At 43.5% G+C, this 21,025-nt stretch carries 17 protein-coding genes; 10 read left to right on the forward strand and 7 right to left on the reverse strand.

Going from position 1 to position 21,025, the window contains the following annotated elements:
• Positions 1-1,329 precede the first annotated feature (1,329 nt).
• Positions 1,330-1,755, reverse strand: a complete 426-nt coding sequence (locus R8P61_31415; protein MDW3651632.1) for a type II 3-dehydroquinate dehydratase — start codon at positions 1,753-1,755, stop codon at positions 1,330-1,332.
• 55 nt (positions 1,756-1,810) lie between these two features.
• Between R8P61_31415 and xerD the strand changes: the two genes are divergently transcribed.
• Both xerD and R8P61_31425 read left to right on the forward strand, forming a co-directional pair.
• Positions 1,811-2,713 (forward strand): site-specific tyrosine recombinase XerD, encoded by a 903-nt coding sequence (gene xerD / locus R8P61_31420; protein MDW3651633.1) that lies wholly within the window; start codon positions 1,811-1,813, stop codon positions 2,711-2,713.
• Between the two features lie 156 nt (positions 2,714-2,869).
• Positions 2,870-4,987 (forward strand): PQQ-binding-like beta-propeller repeat protein, encoded by a 2,118-nt coding sequence (locus R8P61_31425; protein ID MDW3651634.1) that lies wholly within the window; start codon positions 2,870-2,872, stop codon positions 4,985-4,987.
• On the opposite strand, the gene prmC is transcribed toward R8P61_31425, so the two are convergent.
• Positions 4,966-5,853 carry a peptide chain release factor N(5)-glutamine methyltransferase gene (gene prmC, locus R8P61_31430; GenBank protein MDW3651635.1) on the reverse strand — a complete coding sequence of 296 codons (888 nt, stop codon included), beginning with the start codon at positions 5,851-5,853 and terminating at the stop codon, positions 4,966-4,968. The genes R8P61_31425 and prmC overlap by 22 nt on opposite strands.
• A 349-nt stretch (positions 5,854-6,202) precedes the next feature.
• Between prmC and R8P61_31435 the strand changes: the two genes are divergently transcribed.
• Positions 6,203-7,081 (forward strand): hypothetical protein, encoded by an 879-nt coding sequence (locus R8P61_31435; GenBank protein ID MDW3651636.1) that lies wholly within the window; start codon positions 6,203-6,205, stop codon positions 7,079-7,081.
• 400 nt (positions 7,082-7,481) lie between these two features.
• On the opposite strand, the gene R8P61_31440 is transcribed toward R8P61_31435, so the two are convergent.
• From R8P61_31440 to R8P61_31460, 5 genes are all read right to left on the reverse strand, one after another.
• Positions 7,482-8,714 carry an MFS transporter gene (locus R8P61_31440; GenBank protein MDW3651637.1) on the reverse strand — a complete coding sequence of 411 codons (1,233 nt, stop codon included), beginning with the start codon at positions 8,712-8,714 and terminating at the stop codon, positions 7,482-7,484.
• A gap of 92 nt (positions 8,715-8,806) precedes the next feature.
• Positions 8,807-9,616, reverse strand: a complete 810-nt coding sequence (locus tag R8P61_31445; protein MDW3651638.1) for a hypothetical protein — start codon at positions 9,614-9,616, stop codon at positions 8,807-8,809.
• Between the two features lie 86 nt (positions 9,617-9,702).
• The gene (locus R8P61_31450; GenBank protein ID MDW3651639.1) at positions 9,703-10,755 is read right to left on the reverse strand and encodes a sugar phosphate isomerase/epimerase; all 1,053 of its coding nucleotides are present in this window, start codon (positions 10,753-10,755) and stop codon (positions 9,703-9,705) included.
• 22 nt (positions 10,756-10,777) lie between these two features.
• Positions 10,778-11,932: a Gfo/Idh/MocA family oxidoreductase gene (locus R8P61_31455; GenBank protein ID MDW3651640.1), complete on the reverse strand. Its 1,155-nt coding sequence runs from the start codon at positions 11,930-11,932 to the stop codon at positions 10,778-10,780.
• Positions 11,933-12,001: 69 nt separating this feature from the next.
• On the reverse strand, positions 12,002-13,792 hold the full coding sequence (locus R8P61_31460) for an ABC transporter substrate-binding protein (GenBank protein MDW3651641.1): 1,791 nt from the start codon (positions 13,790-13,792) through the stop codon (positions 12,002-12,004).
• A 41-nt stretch (positions 13,793-13,833) separates the two neighbouring features.
• On the opposite strand from R8P61_31460, the gene gldA reads away from it, so the two are divergent.
• The 7 genes from gldA (at position 13,834) to R8P61_31495 (ending at position 21,011) form a co-directional block, all read left to right on the forward strand.
• Positions 13,834-14,766: a gliding motility-associated ABC transporter ATP-binding subunit GldA gene (gene gldA, locus R8P61_31465; GenBank protein MDW3651642.1), complete on the forward strand. Its 933-nt coding sequence runs from the start codon at positions 13,834-13,836 to the stop codon at positions 14,764-14,766.
• 4 nt (positions 14,767-14,770) lie between these two features.
• A complete protein-coding gene (locus tag R8P61_31470) occupies positions 14,771-15,475 on the forward strand; it encodes an ABC transporter permease (protein MDW3651643.1) in 705 nt (234 codons plus the stop codon).
• An 88-nt stretch (positions 15,476-15,563) separates the two neighbouring features.
• Entirely contained in the window at positions 15,564-17,252 is a 1,689-nt protein-coding gene (locus tag R8P61_31475; protein MDW3651644.1) for a Gldg family protein, read from the forward strand.
• Positions 17,253-17,294: 42 nt separating this feature from the next.
• Positions 17,295-18,794 (forward strand): acetyl-CoA carboxylase biotin carboxylase subunit, encoded by a 1,500-nt coding sequence (locus R8P61_31480; GenBank protein ID MDW3651645.1) that lies wholly within the window; start codon positions 17,295-17,297, stop codon positions 18,792-18,794.
• 32 nt (positions 18,795-18,826) lie between these two features.
• Positions 18,827-19,561 (forward strand): DUF434 domain-containing protein, encoded by a 735-nt coding sequence (locus R8P61_31485; protein MDW3651646.1) that lies wholly within the window; start codon positions 18,827-18,829, stop codon positions 19,559-19,561.
• Positions 19,562-19,595: 34 nt separating this feature from the next.
• Positions 19,596-20,054: a hypothetical protein gene (locus R8P61_31490; GenBank protein ID MDW3651647.1), complete on the forward strand. Its 459-nt coding sequence runs from the start codon at positions 19,596-19,598 to the stop codon at positions 20,052-20,054.
• Between the two features lie 531 nt (positions 20,055-20,585).
• A complete protein-coding gene (locus tag R8P61_31495) occupies positions 20,586-21,011 on the forward strand; it encodes a rhodanese-like domain-containing protein (protein MDW3651648.1) in 426 nt (141 codons plus the stop codon).
• The last annotated feature ends 14 nt before the right edge of the window (positions 21,012-21,025 follow it).

Raw genomic sequence — 21,025 nt, forward strand, 5'->3', positions numbered from 1 at the left:
TAGAGCAAAAAAGGAGGGACGTTAGCAAACAGGTTAATAAATGCTTCATGTGGATTGTAAAAATTTTGATAGCAGGTTCGGCTTTATTGTAAGTATGGGACAGTTGACTTTTCATTTTCCCCTATGTAAAAAGCGAAAATCCAAAATGCTAGCAGAGTAGAAACCAGCTATTGAAAGACATGATTAAAACTTTGTATACCCCTGTTTCCCCCAAGCTGCTATTTAGAAGTCAAGAAACAAATTTAGTGAATAGGATTCACATTTATCTATGGCGAAATCTTAGGCATTCTAAAAAACCATTTAGCCCTGATTTTAGATGCTTGAACACGAAAATTGACTACTTATACAATATATACTGGTAAAACTAATGGATATTTTTACCTTTGAATTAACAGGTTAAAGTAAAGAATGAGCAAGGGTTAGGGTTGACTCATCCGCAAGGATTTGAGTCCCCTAATTTTTTTATACCCACCCGTAATTAATTCTGTTAATAAATTCCAATATAATAAGTATCCTTCCTGTGGTAAATTTGCTGACTGATAGCATTAGATTCCCATTCACTCAGTATTTCGGACATCTAAGCAGCAAAAATGCCCATTAAAGCAAAATAGAGCATCAAATGCAGCTTTTGCCTGTATATTTGTATCAACAGGTTAAAGTAAAGAATGAGCAAGGGTTAGGGTTGACTCATCCGCAAGGATTTGAGTCCCCTAATTTTTTTATGCCTATAGCTAAGGTAAATGTGTTCTAGTGCGCCCGTGTTCTTGTGTTCTAGAAAAGACTACCCGAACACAAAAATACCAGAACACAAGAACACGAGATTTCCTCCCTTCCAAGTCCGGCTTCCTACATTAGGAAAATTGTTTAAATAATTGAACATTCTTTTATGTAAACAAAAATCCATCTCTTTCTCAAGCCTGATTTCCTTTCCAAACCGGATTTTGTACAACCAACCCTAAAAAATGCCCATTCATGCACTTTCACATATCAAAAGCGGCTTTTGCCTGTATATTTGTATCAACAGGTTAAAGTAAAGAATGAGCAAGGGTTAGGGTTGACTCATCCGCAAGGATTTGAGTCCCCTAATTTTTTTATGCCTATAGCTAAGGTAAATGTGTTCACGTGCACCCGTGTCCTAGTGTTCTTGAAAAGACTACATGAACACGAGAACACTTCCTCCCCCTCCAATCAAAAAGAAGAATGCGCATAATCATTATGCCCATTCCCCTTCATGCGCTATCAATAAATTCAATGAAAGTCTTGACTTATTTTGCAAATATGCTGCGATCAATGCTTGAGTTGAATTTGATCCAATAAGCATTTTCCCATTTATTCCTCTCTCAATCCCTCAACTGCTAAAAAGTATCCTTTTGTCCCCATACCGGAGATCATGGCCTTGCATACCGGGCTGATAACGGAAGTATGTCTGAATTTCTCTCGGGCAAAAATGTGAGAAATATGGACCTCAATAATGGGAATGGAAAGCATGCCCAAAGCATCTTGCAAGCCATAACTGTAATGAGCAAAGGCTCCAAGATTTACCACCATGCCATTGAGTTCGCTGTCATGAAATGCCTCCTGTATGCGATCAATCAGAACTCCTTCTGAATTGGACTGAAAATAATGAATGTCCATATCCGGATATTTGGCTCGGATAGCAGCCAGAATATCCTCGAAAGTTTCAGAGCCATAAATATGTGGCTGGCGTTTGCCGAGCATATTCAGATTGGGGCCATTGATGATCAGAATCTTCATGATAATTGGAAAAGGTGGTTCGCTGGGCTAATTTAGGAGATATTTCTCAGAACTCATGACCTGGAAAGATGCCATACGAGAATACGAGCTGCACCTCAAAGTAGAAAGAGGTATTGCAGAAAATTCTCGCAAGGCATACCTGACCGATATTTATCGCTACAGAATCTGGGCAGAAGAGACCGAGGGCATCCTTTCCCCTAAAGATATCAGGCTCGAAAACCTCCGAGAATTTTTGGCCTACCTGCTTGAAAAGGTAGAACTGAGTGAGAGAAGTCTGGCCCGAAATATTTCTGCTATCCGCTCCTTTCATGGCTATTTGTTTATGGATTCCTGGCTGGAAGCGGATCCTAGCGATTTATTGGAGTTGCCTCGTTTTGGGAGAAAAATGCCGACTGTATTATCGGTTCCCGAAGTAGAAGCCATGCTCGCGAGTGTAGATATGAAGAAGCGAAATGGCGTCCGAAATCGGGCTATGCTGGAGATGCTTTATGGCGCAGGTTTACGTGTCTCAGAACTCATCAATCTGCAAATCCCTCGCATTTTCTTTCAGGAAGGTTTTATACAAATCATTGGCAAGGGAAATAAAGAGCGATTGGTTCCCATCGGTGGACCTGCCCTGGATAGCCTGGCTGTATATGTAAAAGAGGTGAGGGGCCAATTACTGAAAGCCAAAGAAGATTCAGGTTTTGTGTTCCTCAATAAAAGTGGGAATCAGATTTCCCGCATCATGGTGTTTAAAATCGTCAAAGAAGCGGCACTCGCGGCGGGAATTAACAAGAATATCAGTCCGCATACGTTTCGACATTCATTTGCTACGCATCTGGTCGAAGGGGGCGCTGATTTGCGCGCCGTGCAGGAAATGCTTGGGCATGAGTCTATCACTACCACAGAAATTTATCTGCATATGGATAGAGAGTATTTGCGGGAGGTGCATACGCTTTATCATCCGAGGAAATAAGGCAAAACCACAAAGTCTTTGTCATTACGAGTCCAAAATTTGGGCGAAGCAATCTCCTTGAATACAAAGAATTATTTGAAAGAAGGAGATTGCTTCTCCCGAGGATCGGGATTGCAATGACAGCTGTGCTGGATTTTTATTTTATAGAATCTTCCTATGCGCTATTACTATCTCATCATTTGCATGCTGCTGACCTCTTCTTGTGAGCGGCCGAAAGAAAGCTATACAGATTTCTCTCAGTGGGACACCTACAGCGGCGATCCTTCAGGAGCCAAATACTCTTCTCTCGATCAGATCAACAAAGACAATATTCAAGGACTAAAACCTGCCTGGGTTTTTCGGACTTCCGATATGCTGGAATCTCCTCGGACACAGATTCAGTGCAATCCTATTATTATAGGAGAAATCATGTATATCATAAGTCCGGGTCTAAAGCTGATTGCGCTGGAAGCTGAAAGTGGAAAGGAAGTCTGGACCTTTGATCCTTATCCTGGAGAAAAAAGTTCGGGGACTATACGAGGCTTAACTTTCTGGGATGATGCCGAAGGAGGAAAGGTTTTTTATGTGGCAGGCAGCTACTTATATCAATTATTTGCCCAGAGTGGAGAGATAAATGAGATGTTTGGAGAAGTAGGTCGAATTGATTTGAGGAAAGGCCTGGGAAGAGAGCCCGAAGATCTTTGGGTGAGTGCTACGAGTCCCGGCATTATATATGGTAATAATTTCATCCTGGGGACTAGGGTAGGAGAAGGGCCGGGAAGTTCGGCTCCCGGCCATATTCGTGCTTATAATCTCAGGAGTGGAGAAATTGACTGGACCTTTCATACCATTCCTCAGCCCGGAGAATTTGGCTATGAAACCTGGCCACCAGAAGCCTGGAAAGAGAGTGGGGGAGCGAATCCCTGGGGAGGTTTTAGCCTGGATGAAAAAAGAGGATGGATATTTTGCGGAACGGGTTCTGCGGCTTATGATCATTGGGGTGGGGATCGAATTGGAGACAATCTCTTTGCAAACTGTATTTTGGCGCTGGATGCAGAGACAGGGAAAAGAATCTGGCATTATCAGGTCGTACATCATGATATATGGGATTATGATTTGGCTTCTCCCCCCAATCTTGTTCAGCTGAAAAAGGGGAATACGCTCATTGACGCTATCGCTCAACCCACAAAAATGGGACATCTCTTTGTGCTGGATAGAGAAAGCGGACAAGCCATCTTTCCAATAGAAGAAGTTCCCGTTCCTCAAAGTCGTATTCCCGGAGAACAAACTTCGCCTACCCAACCTTTTCCACATAAGGAATTGAGATATGGGCAGCAGAGATTTACAAAAGCAGAGGCCACGGACTTGAATCCTGAATCAAATGAGGAAGTAAAAGCGAGACTGGAAGAAATGATAAGCGGGGATATCTTTTTACCCCCAGATACGATTGCCAGTGTGACCCTCCCGCAGTTCAATGGAGGAACAGACTGGGGAGGAGCAGCCTATGATCCTGTGAATCGCCTACTTTTTGTGAATACAAGCAATGAGGCAGAGTCTATTGTAATGATTCCTGCTAAACAGGAAGAGGGATTAGATGAATACAGCTATGGCAAGAGGCTTTTTAATGCCTACTGCTCGAGTTGTCACTCCATGGGGAATGCTACTTCTGTTCCCGCTTTATCTCATTTGAAGGAAAAGGAAGAAGCAAGCGCGCGAGCATATATGGACAAAGTCTTCCAGGAAGGTAAGGGACAAATGCCTGCCTTTACTACCTTATCTAAGGCTGAAAAAAGGGCTATTCAATCTTTTCTCCTGGAGTTGGGAAAAGAGGAGGCTGTTGAAATTGGCGAGCAGGAAAAAGCTCCCAGACCCTGGCTGGATAAGGGACATCAGGAGATGAAAACCAAAGAGGGCTACCCGGTTAACATAAGACCCTGGGGAAGTTTGACAGCAATAGATTTAGATAAAGGGAAAATTAAATGGCAGGTTCCTTTGGGCACCTATCCTGAGCTTGAGAAAAAAGGTTTTCCTCCGACGGGTACTTTTAATATGGGTGGGCCTTTGGTTACAGCTGGAGGACTGGTTTTTATTGGGGCGAGTATGGACGAGCGCTTTCATGCCTATGATAAAGATACAGGACAACTCCTTTGGGAATTTCAATTGGATGCAGGAGCTTATGCAAGTCCGGCCAGCTTTTCTATTGGAGGAAAACAGTATATCGTAATAGCTGCTGGAGGTGGAGGGAAACCGGGTACCAAAGCCGGCAATGCCTATTATTGTTTTGCCCTGGATTGACTTGCTCGTATCATCCGATCTTTCCCTTGCATATCTTTTTTGAGCATAATCTCTGTAAAGCCATATCTTTCCAGTAGTTCAATCATTTCTTTTCCATAATCCTCATGGATTTCAAAAAAGAGCAGGCCCGCTGGGGAAAGCTGGGAGCTAGCCAATTGAGTGATCTTTTTATAAAAGCGGAGGGGATCTTTATCAGGAACAAACAAGGCCAGGCCTGGCTCATGGTCTTTAACTCTTTTTGCCATAATCTCTTTTTCTGCTTCTGGTACATAGGGAGGATTACTTAGGATAATGTCCCATTCACCCAAAGCCCCCGCTTCCATATTGAGTATATCGCTTTCCTTAAAATTCACAACACTATTAAAGAGGGCTGCATTTTCTCTCGCAACTTCTAATGCTGTATGTGAAATATCCATGCCCGATACCTCACTTTTGATACCCAGTTCTTTTAGTTCCAACTCCAAACTGATCGGAAGACAGCCACTACCTGTGCCTATATCCAGAATGTTTGGTTCGGCCATTCCTGCCTTTTTTATACTGTCTCTTACCCAAACCAATAGCTCTTCTGTTTCTCTGCGTGGGATGAGGACTGAAGGATTTACCAAAAAGTCTCTGCCATAGAAATGAGCTTTCCCCAGAATATACTGAATGGGTTCATCCTTGAGCAAACGCTTTACCCTACTTCTGAGGGCCTCAATTTCCACCTGCTCCAGTTCAAAATCCGGCTGAGAAATAAATTTTTCATCCCATGTTTCCAGTAAAAGTCTGGCTAACATATAGGCTTCTTCTCCAAAGTGTTTATCGAGGAGAAAATGCACTTTCTGTTTAGTGAGGCTATATTTTGCCGGGAAATCCAGTTCTTCCATTTCCTTGCAAAGGTGCTTGTTTTTTTCTGCTGAAAAAATTCTTTTTAAAAAAGAGGGGGGGGATTTTTCTCTCTGTTTGTATTAAAGTCAGTTAATCATTCTACACAGCTTTGGCACAGCTGTAAAGTCATACAGTAAGAAGCACAGCTCGCTTTGAACTCATATGGCGGCACATTATAAATAAGCAGGGCAGTCTGCTACCACTGCCCTGCAACTCTTTCCAAAGAGAGATTCAGGTAGCGAGAAAATAAAAGGAGAACATTCTCCGTTTCTAATATCAACCACATCATTAATTAATAATACTGCATGGAGCACGGCTACGCTTAAACTTGATTAAACATACGGAATCATGATAAAGCAAGTGCTTATAGTCACCCTACTATTTAGTGTTGTAGCAGCAGGTTATTCCCAACCAAGTATCAGACCCGAAGATCATTTTTGGCGCAAGCGAATCGTCAACAGGATACCCCTGAACGAGAAAATGAACAAACCTCTGGTATTTCATGAATCTCCTTTCTACGGAAATGAAGGGAAATTTAAGGAAACTGATGGCCTGATAGCTACTTTATTGAATGGGGTAAAAGCCGGAAAATATGTCGCATATCATCCAGAGACCTGGGAAAAGATCATGAATTACGAAGATCTTGTCGCGAGGATGGTAGAATTTGACCAGGCTCTGATGGGTTCGGATGAAGGCTTTGACGATGAATCGGACAGCTTTGAACAGCCCGTAAATGAAGAAGATGAGTGGGGGAGTAGTGAAGAATGGACCCTGGGAGAAGAAGAAGCCGAAGAATGGGCAACCCCTTTTGATGAAGGAGATGCCAGCGAAGGTCAGGGGAAATATTTTGATTCCACTGAGCCGGACCTCGCCCAATACGAAGAAGTAATCCATCTGGTTGAAGACTGGATTTTTGATAAAACCCGCTCTGATATGCTTCAGGTCCCTAGTTTCTTCGAAATTATCTGGACCGATCCTACGGGCTCCCTGCCAGAGAAAGTATTGGCGCGTTTTGCCTGGAAAGATGTGAAGGAGCAGTTGGATATGGCGCAATGGAAGAGTCGCTATAATGATGCAGAGGCACGCTCCCTAAGAGAAGCATTTGAGCTTCGTCTCTTTCACTCTATCATGATCAATGTTGGAGGAGAGCCGATCCGCAGCTTGCAGGAAGCCGAGCGCCGCCGCCAGGAAATAATAGAATTTGAGCACCATCTCTGGAGCTACTAAAAATATAGTTGGAAGTTAGAAGTTCGCAGTTCGTTTTCTGGACTTCGGTCCAGAAAACCGAACTTTCTACCCAGCCTGACCTAAGTCTTTGCTCTTAAGGTCTAAACTCACAGCAAACATTCATTACATTTCCTTCCAAATTATAAAAGGGGCAGATGCAAATCTGTCCCTTTTGATTTTGTGTTAAAGAAGCTTCGATAAGTCAACACAAGTTCGTGTCATCCCAAGCCCCGTCGCGGGACCTAAATTAGGTGCCAGAATAAACTATTAAAGTGAGGATTGGTAAATCTGAAGTCAGGAGATTTAGACCCTTCCACTGCGGTCAGGGTGGCAGCGATGGTTCAAAAAGAAAAACCCCCGCCAAATAGCGAGGGCTTTTGTATTGATATACTTTAAGAAACTAGGCAGCAACTGATTCTGCTGCAGTTTCAGGAGTTTTATTTTTCATCCAGAAATAAAGGATACCGAATAAGACAATCAGGATTCCAGGGAACATGATCATAGTAGCCAATGTTTCTTGTCCGGTAAAGAGCTCTAATGCTCCTTCTTCCAATCCTTTTGCTTCACCCATGGCGCGATTGGTATCAATCCATCCACCGATGATCGGCTGGAAGATAGCTGATGAGAACATACCCATAGCTCCTACGATAGACATACCGAGTGCACCTGATTTTGGGATATATTCTGCTATAAATCCAATCATATTTGGCCAGAAGTAAGCAATACCCAAAGCGTAGATTACAGCTGCAACATAAGCCATAGGTCCGGTTTGCGTACTAAAGAGGAATACACCGATAGTCGCAAGGATCGCTGATCCCAAGAGTACTCCTGTTGTATTGAATCGATGAACAGCTTCTCCACCAAAGTAGCGAGCTACTGCCATAAGTCCGGTAACAAGGGCCAGGATGATCATAGGTTCTGCACCACTTTCTGCAAGGGTAAGCTCAACCCACTGTTGAGGACCGAATTCTGAAATAGCAGTCAATGCCATACATGCAAGCATGAAGAGGAATAAAGGAGTCAACATAGCCTGGAAGTTTCCAGCAGTTGATGCCGCTTCTTCTGATCTTGCTGAAGGCCAATCTTGTCCAAAGAATAGGTATGCATAAATAATAGTAGGTATCATGATAACCCAGATCTGAGTTTGCCAGGGAAGATCCATTCCGTTGGGCCCCATCAGCTGAGAGATCAAACTACCAATAACGATACCTCCTGGGAACCACATATGAAAGCGGTTCATCATTTTACTCATTTTTACCCCGGTATAACTATCGGCTATCATAGGGTTACATGCGGCTTCTGTACATCCATTTCCTAATCCTATCAGAAGGGTAGAAACTAGCAACATAGAATAGCTACCAGCAAAAATGGTTAGAAGAATACCCAGGGCATGAGCAACAAAGGCAAATTGCATAATGACCTTTCCACCTACCTTGTGATAAATTAACCCTCCGATGATCATGGAGATCGGAAAGCCTAGAAACCACATGGAATTAATGAATCCCAGTTGCTCATTACTTATACTGAGCTCGGCTCCTAATTGTGGAAGAATACCCGCCCGTATACTAAAGGAAAATGCGGTAGTAATCAGGGCAAAGCAACTCCCATAAAAGAGTCTTTGTTCGTTTTTCATATTGAGTAGTTAATAGTTTTAATAGATTTTTTATGTAAAAGGAGAGACAAATCTCCCTGTTGTTCGGAAATTACAGATTTTGTAACAGATTTTCAATTTGTTGCACTTGGACGATTCTTGTAATAGGTTTCTCCGTCTATGGTAAAAGTAGTAGTGAGGGTTGAAGCCTTGGAAGAATTAAGAATCATCGCACCTTTTGCAGAGAAAAGGTCGCCCCAGTCGTACATCCTTTTGGACTTTTTCAGCTTACTGAACTTGCCCGAAGTTTTCAAATCTCCCATTTTGGCCAAATCTGATACTTCGATTGATAGCATCACATCTACTCCATTAGGAGGATTTACGATCGTGAAGGTTCGGACGAGTGTGGTCCTATTGGGGTTAGGCTTTTTTTGTAAGTCATATTCCGGATGTTCTTTAACCAGAAAACTTCTTCCATCTTCCAGGCTAAACTTATAGATCAACTCTAGTTTATCATCCACTAACTCATAGCCATCATATTTCACGGATTTAAGCAGAGACTTATTCCCCTTTTTTACCATCCAGACCGCCTGTGTACCGGGATTCTCTACATAATTGAATCCATCTGTAATCATCTCTTTGATGGGAGAATTGGTATTGACAAAAGCGGAGCCTTTCCATACCCGCATGATAGAGCAAGTGCTGGTATCATAGGCCAGCCAGAGACTTTTGTTGAGGGCAACAACCACTCGACCAGGCTTTTCCTCCAGTCCTGCTTCAAAAACCCAGGGGTTTACCGGCCGGCTCTGTTCCCGTTCAGCCAAATCTACTTTTTCGGCTTTTACTGTCTTCTCCTTTACTTTTTTCTCTTTTTTCGCTTTGTCCTGTGCAAGTACGGCTACTGATAGCAGAACAAAAAAGATTAAAAATGTAGTTCGTTTCATAGTATAAAGTTACATACAAAATAGCCGCTAGGCCATATTTATCAAAAGATTCTATGGGTCTAACGGCTATATCTTGTAGCTATTTTTTACAAGCCCAAAATTTTGCGGTTGGCAGCTTCATCTGTTCCGCCATCTGCAAAGTCATCAAAGGCTTTTTCTGTAACGTTTATGATGTGTTCGGCAATGAATGGTGCACCTTCCTGAGCGCCTTGCTCGGAACTCTTGATGCAGCATTCCCATTCCATCACTGCCCAACCGTCGTATCCGTATTGGCTAAGTTTACTAAAGATGGCGCCAAAATCGATCATGCCATCTCCCAGGGAACGGAATCTTCCCGGTCTTTCGGTCCATCCCGCATATCCTCCATACACACCTGCTCTTCCCGTAGGATTGAATTCCGCATCCTTAACGTGGAACATTTTCAGGAATTCATGGTAAATGTCGATATGCTGTAGGTAGTCTAATTGCTGGAGCATAAAGTGGCTCGGATCATAGAGCATATTACAGCGAGGATGATTTCCGGTCGCTTCCAGAAAGCGCTCAAACGTGAGACCATCGTGAAGGTCCTCTCCCGGGTGGATCTCATAGCAAACGTCTACTCCGACTTCATCAAAAGCATTCAGGATGGGTTTCCATCTTTTGGCCAGTTCTTCAAAAGCAGCTTCGATCAGTCCGGCTGGTCTTTGAGGCCAGGGATAAACATAAGGCCATGCCAAGGCTCCTGAGAATGTAGCATGTGCATTGAGTCCCAGATTTTTACTGGCTCTGGCAGCCAATTTCATCTGATCCACCGCCCAGGCCTGACGAGCGCTGGGATTATTTCGAACCTCTTCCGGAGCAAAACCATCAAACATCACATCATAGGCAGGATGAACAGCTACCAATTGTCCCTGGAGGTGGGTTGATAATTCAGTGATTTCAACACCTGCATCAGCTGCTATACCTTTGATCTCATCTACATAGGTCATACTTTCTGCAGCGAGTTTCAAATCTATCGCCCTTCCATCCCAGCTAGGAACCTGAACTCCTTTATAACCGAGACCAGCGGCCCATTCGCAAATGCTTTTGAAATTATTGAAGGGAGCTTCATCTCCCATAAACTGCGCCAGAAAAACGGCGGGTCCTTTTATCGTTTTCATTAATCTTTCTTTTTAGCTAGGGTTAAACAACGAACTTGTGCCACTTCTGATCTGACTTACTCGAAGCCACGACATTTTCAATGAATGCCATTCCTCTTACTCCATCTTCTACACTGGGGAAATCCAGGTCAATTGCGCTCGGCTCTCTTCCTTCTACACGAGCGCGAACAGTTCGGGCAAAGTTGCGGTAAATATTGGCGAAGGCTTCAAGATAGCCTTCCGGATGTCCTGCCGGTACACGGGTATGCGCCTGAGCAGATTCAGATAAATCCCCGACTCCTGTGCGGATGATTTCTTTACGTTCCTGGGTTTTAAGGATCAGGGTATTGGGCTCCATTTGGTGCCATTCGATCCCTGCATCTTCGCCATATACCCGAATATTAATGCTGTTTTCTTCCCCTTGAGAAATTTGCGAGACATGAAGTACCCCCTTGGCTCCATTATCAAATCTAAGCAGGACATTACCATCATCATCTAGTAAACGACCTTCTACAAAGGCTGTAAGATCCGCACACATTTCTGTGATCTTTAGGCCGGTGATAAATTCGGCAAGATTCTCAGCATGTGTACCAATATCTCCCATCGATCCAGCTATGCCCGAACGCTTGGGATCTGTTCTCCAGGCGGCTTGTTTTTGATCGCTGCCTTCCAGGAAGGTGGATAGCCATCCCTGTGGATATTCTACCACTACTTTTCTGATCTTGCCCAGCTTACCACTCTTGACCAGATGGCGGGCCTGTTTGACCATAGGATAGCCTGTATAGTTATGGGTGAGGGCAAAACTAAGACCGGTACTTTCTACCAAAGCCTGCAGCTCTTTGGCTTCAGCCAGAGAGAAAGCAAGAGGTTTGTCACAAATGACATGAAAGCCATTTTCCAGGGCCATTTTTGCAGGGGGGAAATGCATATGGTTGGGGGTAACGATGGAGATGAAGTCCATGCGTTCTCCTTCCGGCAATTCCTTTTCCTTCATGATCATTTCTTCAAATGATCCATAACAACGATTGTCAGGAAGGTAGAAATCTTTGCCCGAAGCTTTAGATTTTTCGGGATTACTGCTGAAGGCTCCACATACAAGTTCGATTTCTCCGTCGAGGGCTGCTGCCATGCGGTGTACGGCGCCAATAAAGGCTCCTCTACCACCACCAACCATGCCCATTCGCATTTTTCTGCTCATTGTAGTAATAGGGTAAATGTTGTTTTAATTGGTAAATCGGGGCTTTAATATAGAAAAAAAACCTTAGTCCTAACGGATAACTTTGAAATCGTTAAGGATTAGATGGTCAATTATACTATAAGTCTCCGCTTCATTGAATCTTTTGTGGATTGCCAGCTTCTTTGTGGGGGCATACAGAAAGATACAGGGTTTTTCATCATAAAGGATTTCCTGTATGCGATTTACCATGACTTCTCTTTTTTCTTTATCCGATTCTGTACGGGCTTTCAGGATCAAATCATCGGCTTCTTCATTGGCGAAACCATAGATGTTATCTCCTTCCGGCCAGTTCTGAGAATAGAAAAGCTGGTGAAAGTCATAGGGCAAATGACTGGAACCCAGGGCGAGCATACCCATATCATAATCATGGGTCCAGAGTTTCTGCTGGACGACCCGGCCTGTTACTCCATCCGGATTGCAGTTGATGCCTACTTTGGCCAGTTCTTCTTTGATTTTATTGGCGAAGCCGACCAGGGTTTGGTTGTTGGCAGGATAAAGGAGGGTAAATTCAAAATCGACCTGTTTACCATTGATTTCTTTATCTCTGATCAAATCACCATTCGTATCTGTCCAGCCTGCTTCTTCCAGCAATTTTTTCGCTTTTTCCGGATCGTGATTGTAGAAGGAAAGATTGGGATTATGGTCCTGGCTCATCTGACTGACCGGCGAAGCCACGCGAATAGCAAATCTTTCATCCCCAACAAAAGAAGTGATCATTTCTTCTATGGGAAGGGCATAAGAAATGGCCTGCCTTACTTTTTTCTCCGTAAAAAATGGAGGACGTCCGGCAGAAGTCGGTTTATGATTGAGGGGTAAAGAGACAAAAGTGGCTCTTTCTTTACTTTCCAGGCGGTAGTTTTTTCCTACCAGTTCATCATCTATCAGACGCTTGAATGACTCTGTTCCCATTTCGGCTACATCGATCTCCTCTCCCGCCAATTGCAATTCAAGGGCATCTGCATCTCTAAGGAATTTGAAACTAATAGAGGGAGGAGTGGAATGGTGATAATAACTTTCTTTGGCATTCCCCCAATAATTGTCTCGCTTCTTAAGAACAATCATCTGTTCATCGATCCATTCTTCCATCATATAAGGTCCCGATGCAGAATTGATATATTTCTTCTCTTTGCCGTATTCTACTTTATTGAATTCTTCTGCCCAGGCGATTACCTTTGCATTCTTTTCAAGGCTGGCATCCTCATACATATCCTGCACGCTAAATGGATCGAGCAGGCCTTTGGGATCATATACCCTTTTGTCCATGATCTGAAATACTCCCAGCATATCCAGATTATTGATATAATATTCAGTAAAGAGGAAGTTGACCGTTAGGGGATTTTCAGAATCAGGAACTATATTTTTAAGGTATTCTCCATACACTTTTTGTGCAGGATTATTTGTCAAAGGACAAGCAGCTGCTTTGTAGGAAAAGAGGATATCTTCGGCAGTGATCTGTTTGCCATCCGGCCATTTGGCATCTGGGTCAAGTTCTGCTGTAAACTGGGTTCCATCTTCGGACAGGACCGGCAGTTCTTTTAAGAGTATGGGAACCATTTTCCCTGTGCGTACATCCAGGTCAATCAATTCCTGTGAAATGAGGTCCAGGATTCTATCGCGAACCCGTGTACGACCATTTGTGGGGTGGAGGGAAGAAGGCTGAGCAACGACCTGAACCACTACATCATTTGACTTCTGACCAGCGTAAATAATGCTATTACCTGTATAGGTATAATCGCCTTCCGTAACGCTTTGAGAAGTTTCCTTACATGAAAAAAACAGGGCCAGAAAAAGGCCGATCAAAAAAAATGCTCTCCCGTTCATACTATTTTGTAGTTTTGGTCTAAAATACAGAAAATCGACGAATGTCCGTTTCCGTAAATCATCTTTCTAAGGTATATGGTAGCCAGCGCGCAGTGGATGATCTGAGCTTCGAAGTAGAAGCCGGAGAGATCCTGGGATTTCTAGGCCCTAATGGAGCCGGAAAGAGCACTACCATGAAAATCATCACCTGCTTTTTACCTCCTACTGAAGGAACGGTAAGTATAGATGAATTCAATATACAGGATCATCCCCTGGAGATCCGCAAAAGGGTTGGTTATTTACCCGAGCACAATCCCCTGTACCTCGACATGTACGTACATGAGTTTTTGGAATTTGTGGGAAGAATCTACAATCTCGGGAAAGCTGATCGAAAGCGGCGTATACCTGAAATTATCGAAATGACAGGTCTGGGGAGAGAGCAACACAAAAAAATAGGGATGCTTTCCAAAGGCTATCGCCAGAGAGTGGGACTTTGCCAGGCTTTGATCCATGATCCTGAAGTGCTGATTCTCGACGAACCTACTTCCGGTCTTGATCCCAATCAAATTGTGGACATACGACAGTTGATCAGGGAAGTAGGGAAAGATAAAACCGTCATCTTTTCCTCCCATATTTTATCGGAGGTAGAGGCTATTGCAGAAAGGGTCTTGATTATTGATCGGGGAAAGATGGTTGCCGATGCGGCCACCGATCAAATCAGAAAGCTCAGCAAAGACGAAACGAAGATAGAAGTAGAATTTGAGAAGGCAGGTTTTGATATGTCGGTAGTGGAAAAGATAGCAGGAGTGAGTAGGGTAGAAACTGCTGGCGAAAATCTTTTTCAAATCTATTCGGATTCTGAAGTCGATATACGCAGGGACTTGTTCCAAATCTGTGTCGAACAGGAAAATGTTATCCTTTCTCTCAACAAGCAAACCTATACCCTGGAAGAGGCTTTCCGCAAACTGACAGGAAGTAAACAAACAGAAGCATAGCTCCATGAATGCTATACTAAGCATATATAGAAAAGAAGTAGCCAGTTTCTTCAACTCTCTGATTGCCTATGTGGTGATTGGTGTTTTTCTGATTGGTGTAGGGCTCTTCTTTTGGGTTTTTGAAGGCAATGTCCTGGAGACCCGTGAGGCTTCCATGCAATTGCTATTTGAAGCCGGACCTTATTTCTTTTTGTTCCTGGTACCGGCCATCACCATGCGAGCCTTTGCCGAGGAGATCAAAAGCGGGACCATCGAATTTCTGGCTACCAAACCGATCAGCGACTGGCAGATCATTTTAGGAAAATACCTGGCCGCCATCTTTCTGGTCTTCTTTTCCATCTTGCCAACAATCATTTATTATTTCAGCCTATCCAGTTTGGGAAATCCTCCCGGAAATCTGGATACAGGCGCGATCATCGGTTCTTATATAGGCCTATTTTTTTTAGGCAGCATTTATGCGGCCATTGGTCTCTTTACTTCTGCCTTATCTGAAAATCAAATCATCGCCTTCATACTGGGACTTTTTCTCTGTTTCTTCTTTTTTCAGGCCTTCGATCTCTTTGATGGACTGACGAAAGTCGGCATACTTGCCCATTATGAAAGCATAAGTAGAGGTGTGATCGATACCCGGGACTTGCTGTATTTTCTCAGCTTTGTGGGAATCGCTCTGGTCGCTACGAAATGGGTATTGGAGAGGAGGAAGAAATAAATAGGTGTTAGCTGTTTTGCGTGTTAGGGTATTAGCGTTTAAGACCTCTCTAACACCCAAACACACTAACACACAAACACAACTTTAAATGTCCAAGACATTAACATACATCCTGATCATCGGAGGGCTTGTCCTCCTGAATGTCTTCAGTGATAGTCTTTTTCAGCGGATTGATCTGACAGAGGAAAAGCGCTATTCGCTTTCGGAGGTAAGTAAAGAAACCATGGATTCTCTGCAATATCCCATGCAGGCCATGGTCTATATGGAAGGAGACTTCCCTCCCAATGTTAGGGCGTTGCAAGAGGCGTTGCGCACGACCCTCATCGAACTGGATCAGTATTCGGGAAGGAATCTGGAATATGAATTTATTCTCCCGACTCCGGAATTGGAAAATGAATTTGTCCAAAGAGGATTTTTCCCTTTAGAGGTTGATGTGAAAGTATCAAGCGCGGAAAGACGAAAGCAGAGAGTTTGGCCTTTACTGAGGTTGAAATATGGAGAAAGAGAGACCTTTGTGGATCTCTTGAAAGGAAGTACGGTCATGACTGCTACAGGTCCTACTCCCAGTTTCTTAAAAGCGGAAGCTGATTTGGAATACAAACTCATCTCTGGAATGCGAAAGATTAGCAGTTCGAGAGCCGGGATTGTTTTATTTCTGGAGGGACATGCTGAGAAGAAGATAGAAAGCTTACCTGAATTGAGGGCTTCTTTGGGAAGTAATGGCTATCAATTGGCCACCTTTAACATGAATAATCCCCATGAAGGTCGTATTCCTCCGGTAGCTGATGTCGTAATGATTATTCAGCCCGAAACTCCTTTCTCTGAAAGAGATAAATACGAATTGGATCAATACCTGATGGGAGGAGGCAGTGTGTTGTGGATTATGGACAATGAGCGTGTTGACCTGGATGTATATGAAGGACGCTCCACCCAAACAGAACTTCGGGAACTCAATCTGGATGATATGTTCTTCCAGTATGGCTACAAGATCAACTATGACCTGATTCAGGATCTTTCCAGCGGCTCGATAGAACTTTTTCAGGAAACAGATGGGAGAGGAAGTTTCTCAACCGAGAAATGGGTCTTTCATCCGGAAACCTATGCTTTCCCTCAACATCCTATCAGTCGAAATGTAGATTTGGCTCTGGCGAGATATCCTGCAAGCATAGATACCCTTGCAGTTAAAGGTTCAGTGAAAAGATCTGTTTTTTATCAATCTTCTCCTCAAAGTAGATTAGCAAAAGGAATTCAGTTTATCAATGTTGTAGCTTATACTCAGGATCCTTTACCACCTCAGGCATTTAATGAAGGTCCCAAGATCATGGGTCTTTTAAGCGAAGGAATTTTCACTTCTTTATTTAGAGGGAGAGATGTTCCCGCTGATTCTTTGACTCCTGCGCTTGCTCAGCCTCCTTTCATCGAACAAAACAATCCTCTTTCGACTGGAAAAATCGTCGTGATTTCAGATGGAGACTTTGTTTCCCCTAAAAAATTCCGTGGTCAAAGTCAGACTCCGGATGGACGGAGCTATCCCATGCCTCCCGACAACAAAATTCTGGTCATGAATGCGGTCGATTATCTCGCGGGTGATATTGCATTATCCCGGATTCGTTCCAAGGAGGTTATCGCAAGAATTTTGGATGGAAAAGAAGTAGAGGCAAACACTAGCCTCATGCAAGTGTTAAATATAGGACTGCCAATCTTGCTGCTGTTGATTTTTGGTGTGATTAGATATTATTTCCGAAAACAAAAGCATGCAAAGCTAGCAATTGATTAACTTGCGCCTTGAAAACAGGAGCCGCAACCTAATATTCACTTCATGGGAAAGATTAAAAAATTACTTATCGCAAACCGAGGGGAGATTGCCTTGCGCATCATGAGAACTGCCCGGGAAATGGGAATCAAAACAGTTGCTGTTTATTCAGAAGCTGACAGAAATTCTCCTCATGTGCGATATGCCGATGAAGCATTTTTATTAGGACCTCCTCCTTCCACACAATCTTATCTATTAGGCGAAAAAATCATAGAAGTTTGCAAGCAAGCAGGCGTAGATGCCATCCATCCCGGCTATGGGTTCCTTTCTGAAAACTCCTCCTTTGTTCGTTTAGTTGAAAATGCGGGAATCACCTTTGTAGGACCTTCAGCGGAAGCCATGGATTTGATGGGCGATAAGTTATCGGCCAAGCAAGCTGTAAAAGCATATGATGTTCCTTTGGTACCTGGATTGGATGAAGCGATTACCGATGTAGAAGAAGCTAAAAAGATCGCCGTTGAGATTGGTTTTCCGGTACTGGTGAAAGCATCTGCCGGTGGAGGGGGAAAAGGAATGCGGGTCGTAGATCGCGTAGAAGATTTTGAAGACCAAATGAAACGTGCTGTTTCTGAAGCGGAAAGTTCCTTCGGAAATGGAGCCGTTTTCATCGAGAAATACCTGGCAGCACCTCGCCATATTGAAATACAGGTCATGGCCGATTCTCATGGCTATACCACTTACCTTTTCGAAAGGGAGTGTTCAGTCCAAAGAAGGCATCAAAAAGTAATAGAAGAAGCTCCGAGTGGCGTTTTGACTCCTGAATTGCGCAAGCAAATGGGAGAAGCTGCAGTCGATGTTTGTAAAGCCTGTAAGTATGAGAATGCTGGAACCGTGGAGTTCCTGCTCGATGCGGATATGAGCTTCTATTTTTTGGAAATCAATACCCGTCTTCAGGTAGAGCATCCGGTTACAGAAATGATCACTGGACTGGATTTGGTGCGGGAGCAAATTCGAGTAGCAGAAGGAGAAGCCTTAAGCTTCAAGCAGGAGGAATTAGAAATCAATGGACACTCCATTGAAGTTCGCGTGTATGCGGAAGATGCGAGAAATAACTTCCTGCCGGATATTGGTACCTTGCATGTCTATAAGAGACCTCAGGGATATGGAATTAGGGTAGATGATGGATTTGAGGAAGGCATGGATATTCCCATTTATTATGATCCCATGCTGGCCAAATTGATCGTACATGCGGAAGATAGAGAGGCAGCCATCCGCAAAATGATTCGCGCGATTGATGAGTATGAAATTTTGGGCGTGCAGACGACCATGGATTTTGCCCGCTTTGTTATGGAGCATGAGGCATTTACCAGTGGAAAATTTGATACCCATTTTGTAAAAAAACACTTCAAACCCGAATACCTCGACAAGGAATTGACGAAGGAAGAAGAGCAATTGGCAGCTTTAGTTGCTACTTTGGCCTATGAAGAAAGTGAAGGGCCAAGAGTAGAAAGTAATCAGGCTCATCCCTACAGGCAGCAAAGTGCCTGGCAGATTAGAAGGTCCTAGATCTTCTCTCGCTATAAATACTAGCTTAGATAATGTCTCATAAGCAAAGACATCGGGGACAAAACTCGAAGGATCCTGCACTTTTCACAGAAAAGTTCATTGAGATTCTCAATCAGGCCGTGGATCATCTATCCTGGCTGATTAGCCGAGGCTACTCTGATAAATCTGCTTTGAAACTGGTTGGAGATCGATTCAAATTGAGGCAAAGGCATAGAAAAGCCCTGTACAGAGCTTATTGTACAGATCAGGCCCGCGAATCCCGAAAATCTAAAGAACTTTCCCTCCATCAATTGGCCGGGCAGACCCTGGGCATAGATGGGTATAATTTATTGATCAGCATTGAAAGCGGACTAGCCGGAGGATTGGTTTTTGAGTGCAGGGACGGAACTTATCGGGATATTGCCAGTATCCATGGTACGTACAGAAGGGTAGAGGAAACCTTACCTGCTTTGAAGTTGATCGGACATTCCATCCGGGAACTCGGCATAGAAAAATCCTGCTGGTTTCTGGATCAACCCATTTCCAATAGTGGTCGACTTAGACACATGATGTTGGAAATTTCAGAAGCTCATGGTTTCGGTTGGGAGATCGAACTGGTCAATAATCCCGATAAAGCAATCGCAGAAAACAAAAACTGGGTCGCTGTATCCTCGGATGGATGGATTTTGGACCAATCTTCAAAATGGTTTAACCTCAATCGCTACATCATAGATCAGATGCCTGAGGCGAATGTCGTAATTCTCTCAGGCACAGAGCAACATTCTTAGCCCGGATCAGTATATTTACAGAAGAATTTCCACTATGCAATTATATACCTGGTTTTATTCCTTATCCGAAGCTTTGAGTCCTGAAAAGGAAGCTGCTCTGAAGGCTGATTTCACCCAATTCCTCTCTCAATGGAAATCGCATGGTGTCCCTGTGGAGGGAATGATCGAAATCCGTTATGGGCAATTTGTTGTAGTAAAATCTGATTCCTCAGATAGCCGACCTTCAGGTTGCTCGATTGATAGCTTGAAAAGGGCCGTTACTTCTATTCTGAATCATCATGGCCTGGAAGTGCTTGATCCCGCTCACGTTTTCTTCCGTCAGGGAGATGGTAGCATCTCTCAAACTCATTTCCGCGAATTAGGAGCTTTGGCTAAGTCCGGATTACTCACAGCGGATACCATTGTTTTTGACAATTCATTGGGACAAAGTGATGATATGAACCGCTGGGAAGTGAGCCTGAAAGATACCTGGATGAAACGGGTCTTGAACTAGGAAAACCTATAGGTGTGTATATGTATGAGTGCCTGGGAGTTGAAATAAACGCTTGGCAGCATAAGTGCATTTTATTTAGAATCCCATCCTGCTGATTTACAGCTGCTTTCCCTTCTTTTTTCAAATTTTTTTCAAATTTTCATTTAGAAAGCTTCTGCTTTCCCTACTAATAATTGATCAAGCGAGAGAATGATCAAGTTCTTTTAAAGTCGAGGCATTCGCCTCGCAATGGGAAAAGCTAATTGTTAGGGAAGCAGGTGCCGGTGCTACGGTTCCGGTACTTTGCTTTTTTTTCTACAGAAAATCAGTTTCCTCAGAGAGAGGAATAAAAATATATCGTTATAAGCCCTTGCTTTAATTTTTCTTGGTATTGCTGTCCGTTACATGAAAATGTGGCGGACATTTCTTTGTTCCGGCAAAACTATAGGCAAGAGTATCAACAGGATGAGTAGGTAGAGGATATATTTTCAATTCTCAAGTCCTAAAATCTCAAAATTTCCGATATTTGAGAAAGACAATCAATCAAAGAATATGAAAAGCATCTACACTCTCACAACGATCATACTATTAGCGTTTAGTCTAATATCCTGTCAGGGGCAAGAAAGCAAACAAGAAACTAGTCAGGCTCCCGCCAAAGAAGAAACCAAGGCACCCGAAGGCATCATCCATCGAGTAGGGGTGGCCGATTTCAAAGCTGCCATGACAGATGAAATCCAATTGGTGGACGTTCGCACGCCTGAAGAATTTGAAGCAGGACATATTGAGTCTGCCCTCAACTATAATATCAATGGAGCGGATTTCGCTAGTCAGGTCGAAGGTCTGGACAAGTCGAAGCCGGTTTTGCTTTACTGCAAAATGGGAGGCAGAAGTGCTCGAGCTGCCAAACAATTGAAAGAGATGGGATTCATGACCCTATACGATTTGGAAGGTGGCTACACCGCCTGGAGTCAGGAATAAAAAAAGGAGGCCCT

Source organism: Bacteroidia bacterium (assembly GCA_033391075.1).
In the GTDB taxonomy this organism is placed as follows: domain Bacteria; phylum Bacteroidota; class Bacteroidia; order J057; family J057; genus JAWPMV01.

Bases quoted from the DNA above. Each gene is read 5' to 3' on its own strand.
- R8P61_31425 (MDW3651634.1), top strand. From the start codon at position 2,870: ATGCGCTATTACTATCTCATCATTTGCATGCTGCTGACCTCTTCTTGT.
- R8P61_31450 (MDW3651639.1), bottom strand. From the start codon at position 10,755: ATGAAAACGATAAAAGGACCCGCCGTTTTTCTGGCGCAGTTTATGGGA.
- R8P61_31455 (MDW3651640.1), bottom strand. From the start codon at position 11,932: ATGAGCAGAAAAATGCGAATGGGCATGGTTGGTGGTGGTAGAGGAGCC.
- R8P61_31485 (MDW3651646.1), top strand. From the start codon at position 18,827: ATGTCTCATAAGCAAAGACATCGGGGACAAAACTCGAAGGATCCTGCA.
- R8P61_31440 (MDW3651637.1), bottom strand. From the start codon at position 8,714: ATGAAAAACGAACAAAGACTCTTTTATGGGAGTTGCTTTGCCCTGATT.
- gldA (MDW3651642.1), top strand. From the start codon at position 13,834: ATGTCCGTTTCCGTAAATCATCTTTCTAAGGTATATGGTAGCCAGCGC.
- prmC (MDW3651635.1), bottom strand. From the start codon at position 5,853: ATGGAAGAACTGGATTTCCCGGCAAAATATAGCCTCACTAAACAGAAA.
- xerD (MDW3651633.1), top strand. From the start codon at position 1,811: ATGACCTGGAAAGATGCCATACGAGAATACGAGCTGCACCTCAAAGTA.
- R8P61_31470 (MDW3651643.1), top strand. From the start codon at position 14,771: ATGAATGCTATACTAAGCATATATAGAAAAGAAGTAGCCAGTTTCTTC.
- R8P61_31480 (MDW3651645.1), top strand. From the start codon at position 17,295: ATGGGAAAGATTAAAAAATTACTTATCGCAAACCGAGGGGAGATTGCC.
- R8P61_31495 (MDW3651648.1), top strand. From the start codon at position 20,586: ATGAAAAGCATCTACACTCTCACAACGATCATACTATTAGCGTTTAGT.
- R8P61_31415 (MDW3651632.1), bottom strand. From the start codon at position 1,755: ATGAAGATTCTGATCATCAATGGCCCCAATCTGAATATGCTCGGCAAA.
- R8P61_31490 (MDW3651647.1), top strand. From the start codon at position 19,596: ATGCAATTATATACCTGGTTTTATTCCTTATCCGAAGCTTTGAGTCCT.
- R8P61_31475 (MDW3651644.1), top strand. From the start codon at position 15,564: ATGTCCAAGACATTAACATACATCCTGATCATCGGAGGGCTTGTCCTC.
- R8P61_31435 (MDW3651636.1), top strand. From the start codon at position 6,203: ATGATAAAGCAAGTGCTTATAGTCACCCTACTATTTAGTGTTGTAGCA.
- R8P61_31445 (MDW3651638.1), bottom strand. From the start codon at position 9,616: ATGAAACGAACTACATTTTTAATCTTTTTTGTTCTGCTATCAGTAGCC.
- R8P61_31460 (MDW3651641.1), bottom strand. From the start codon at position 13,792: ATGAACGGGAGAGCATTTTTTTTGATCGGCCTTTTTCTGGCCCTGTTT.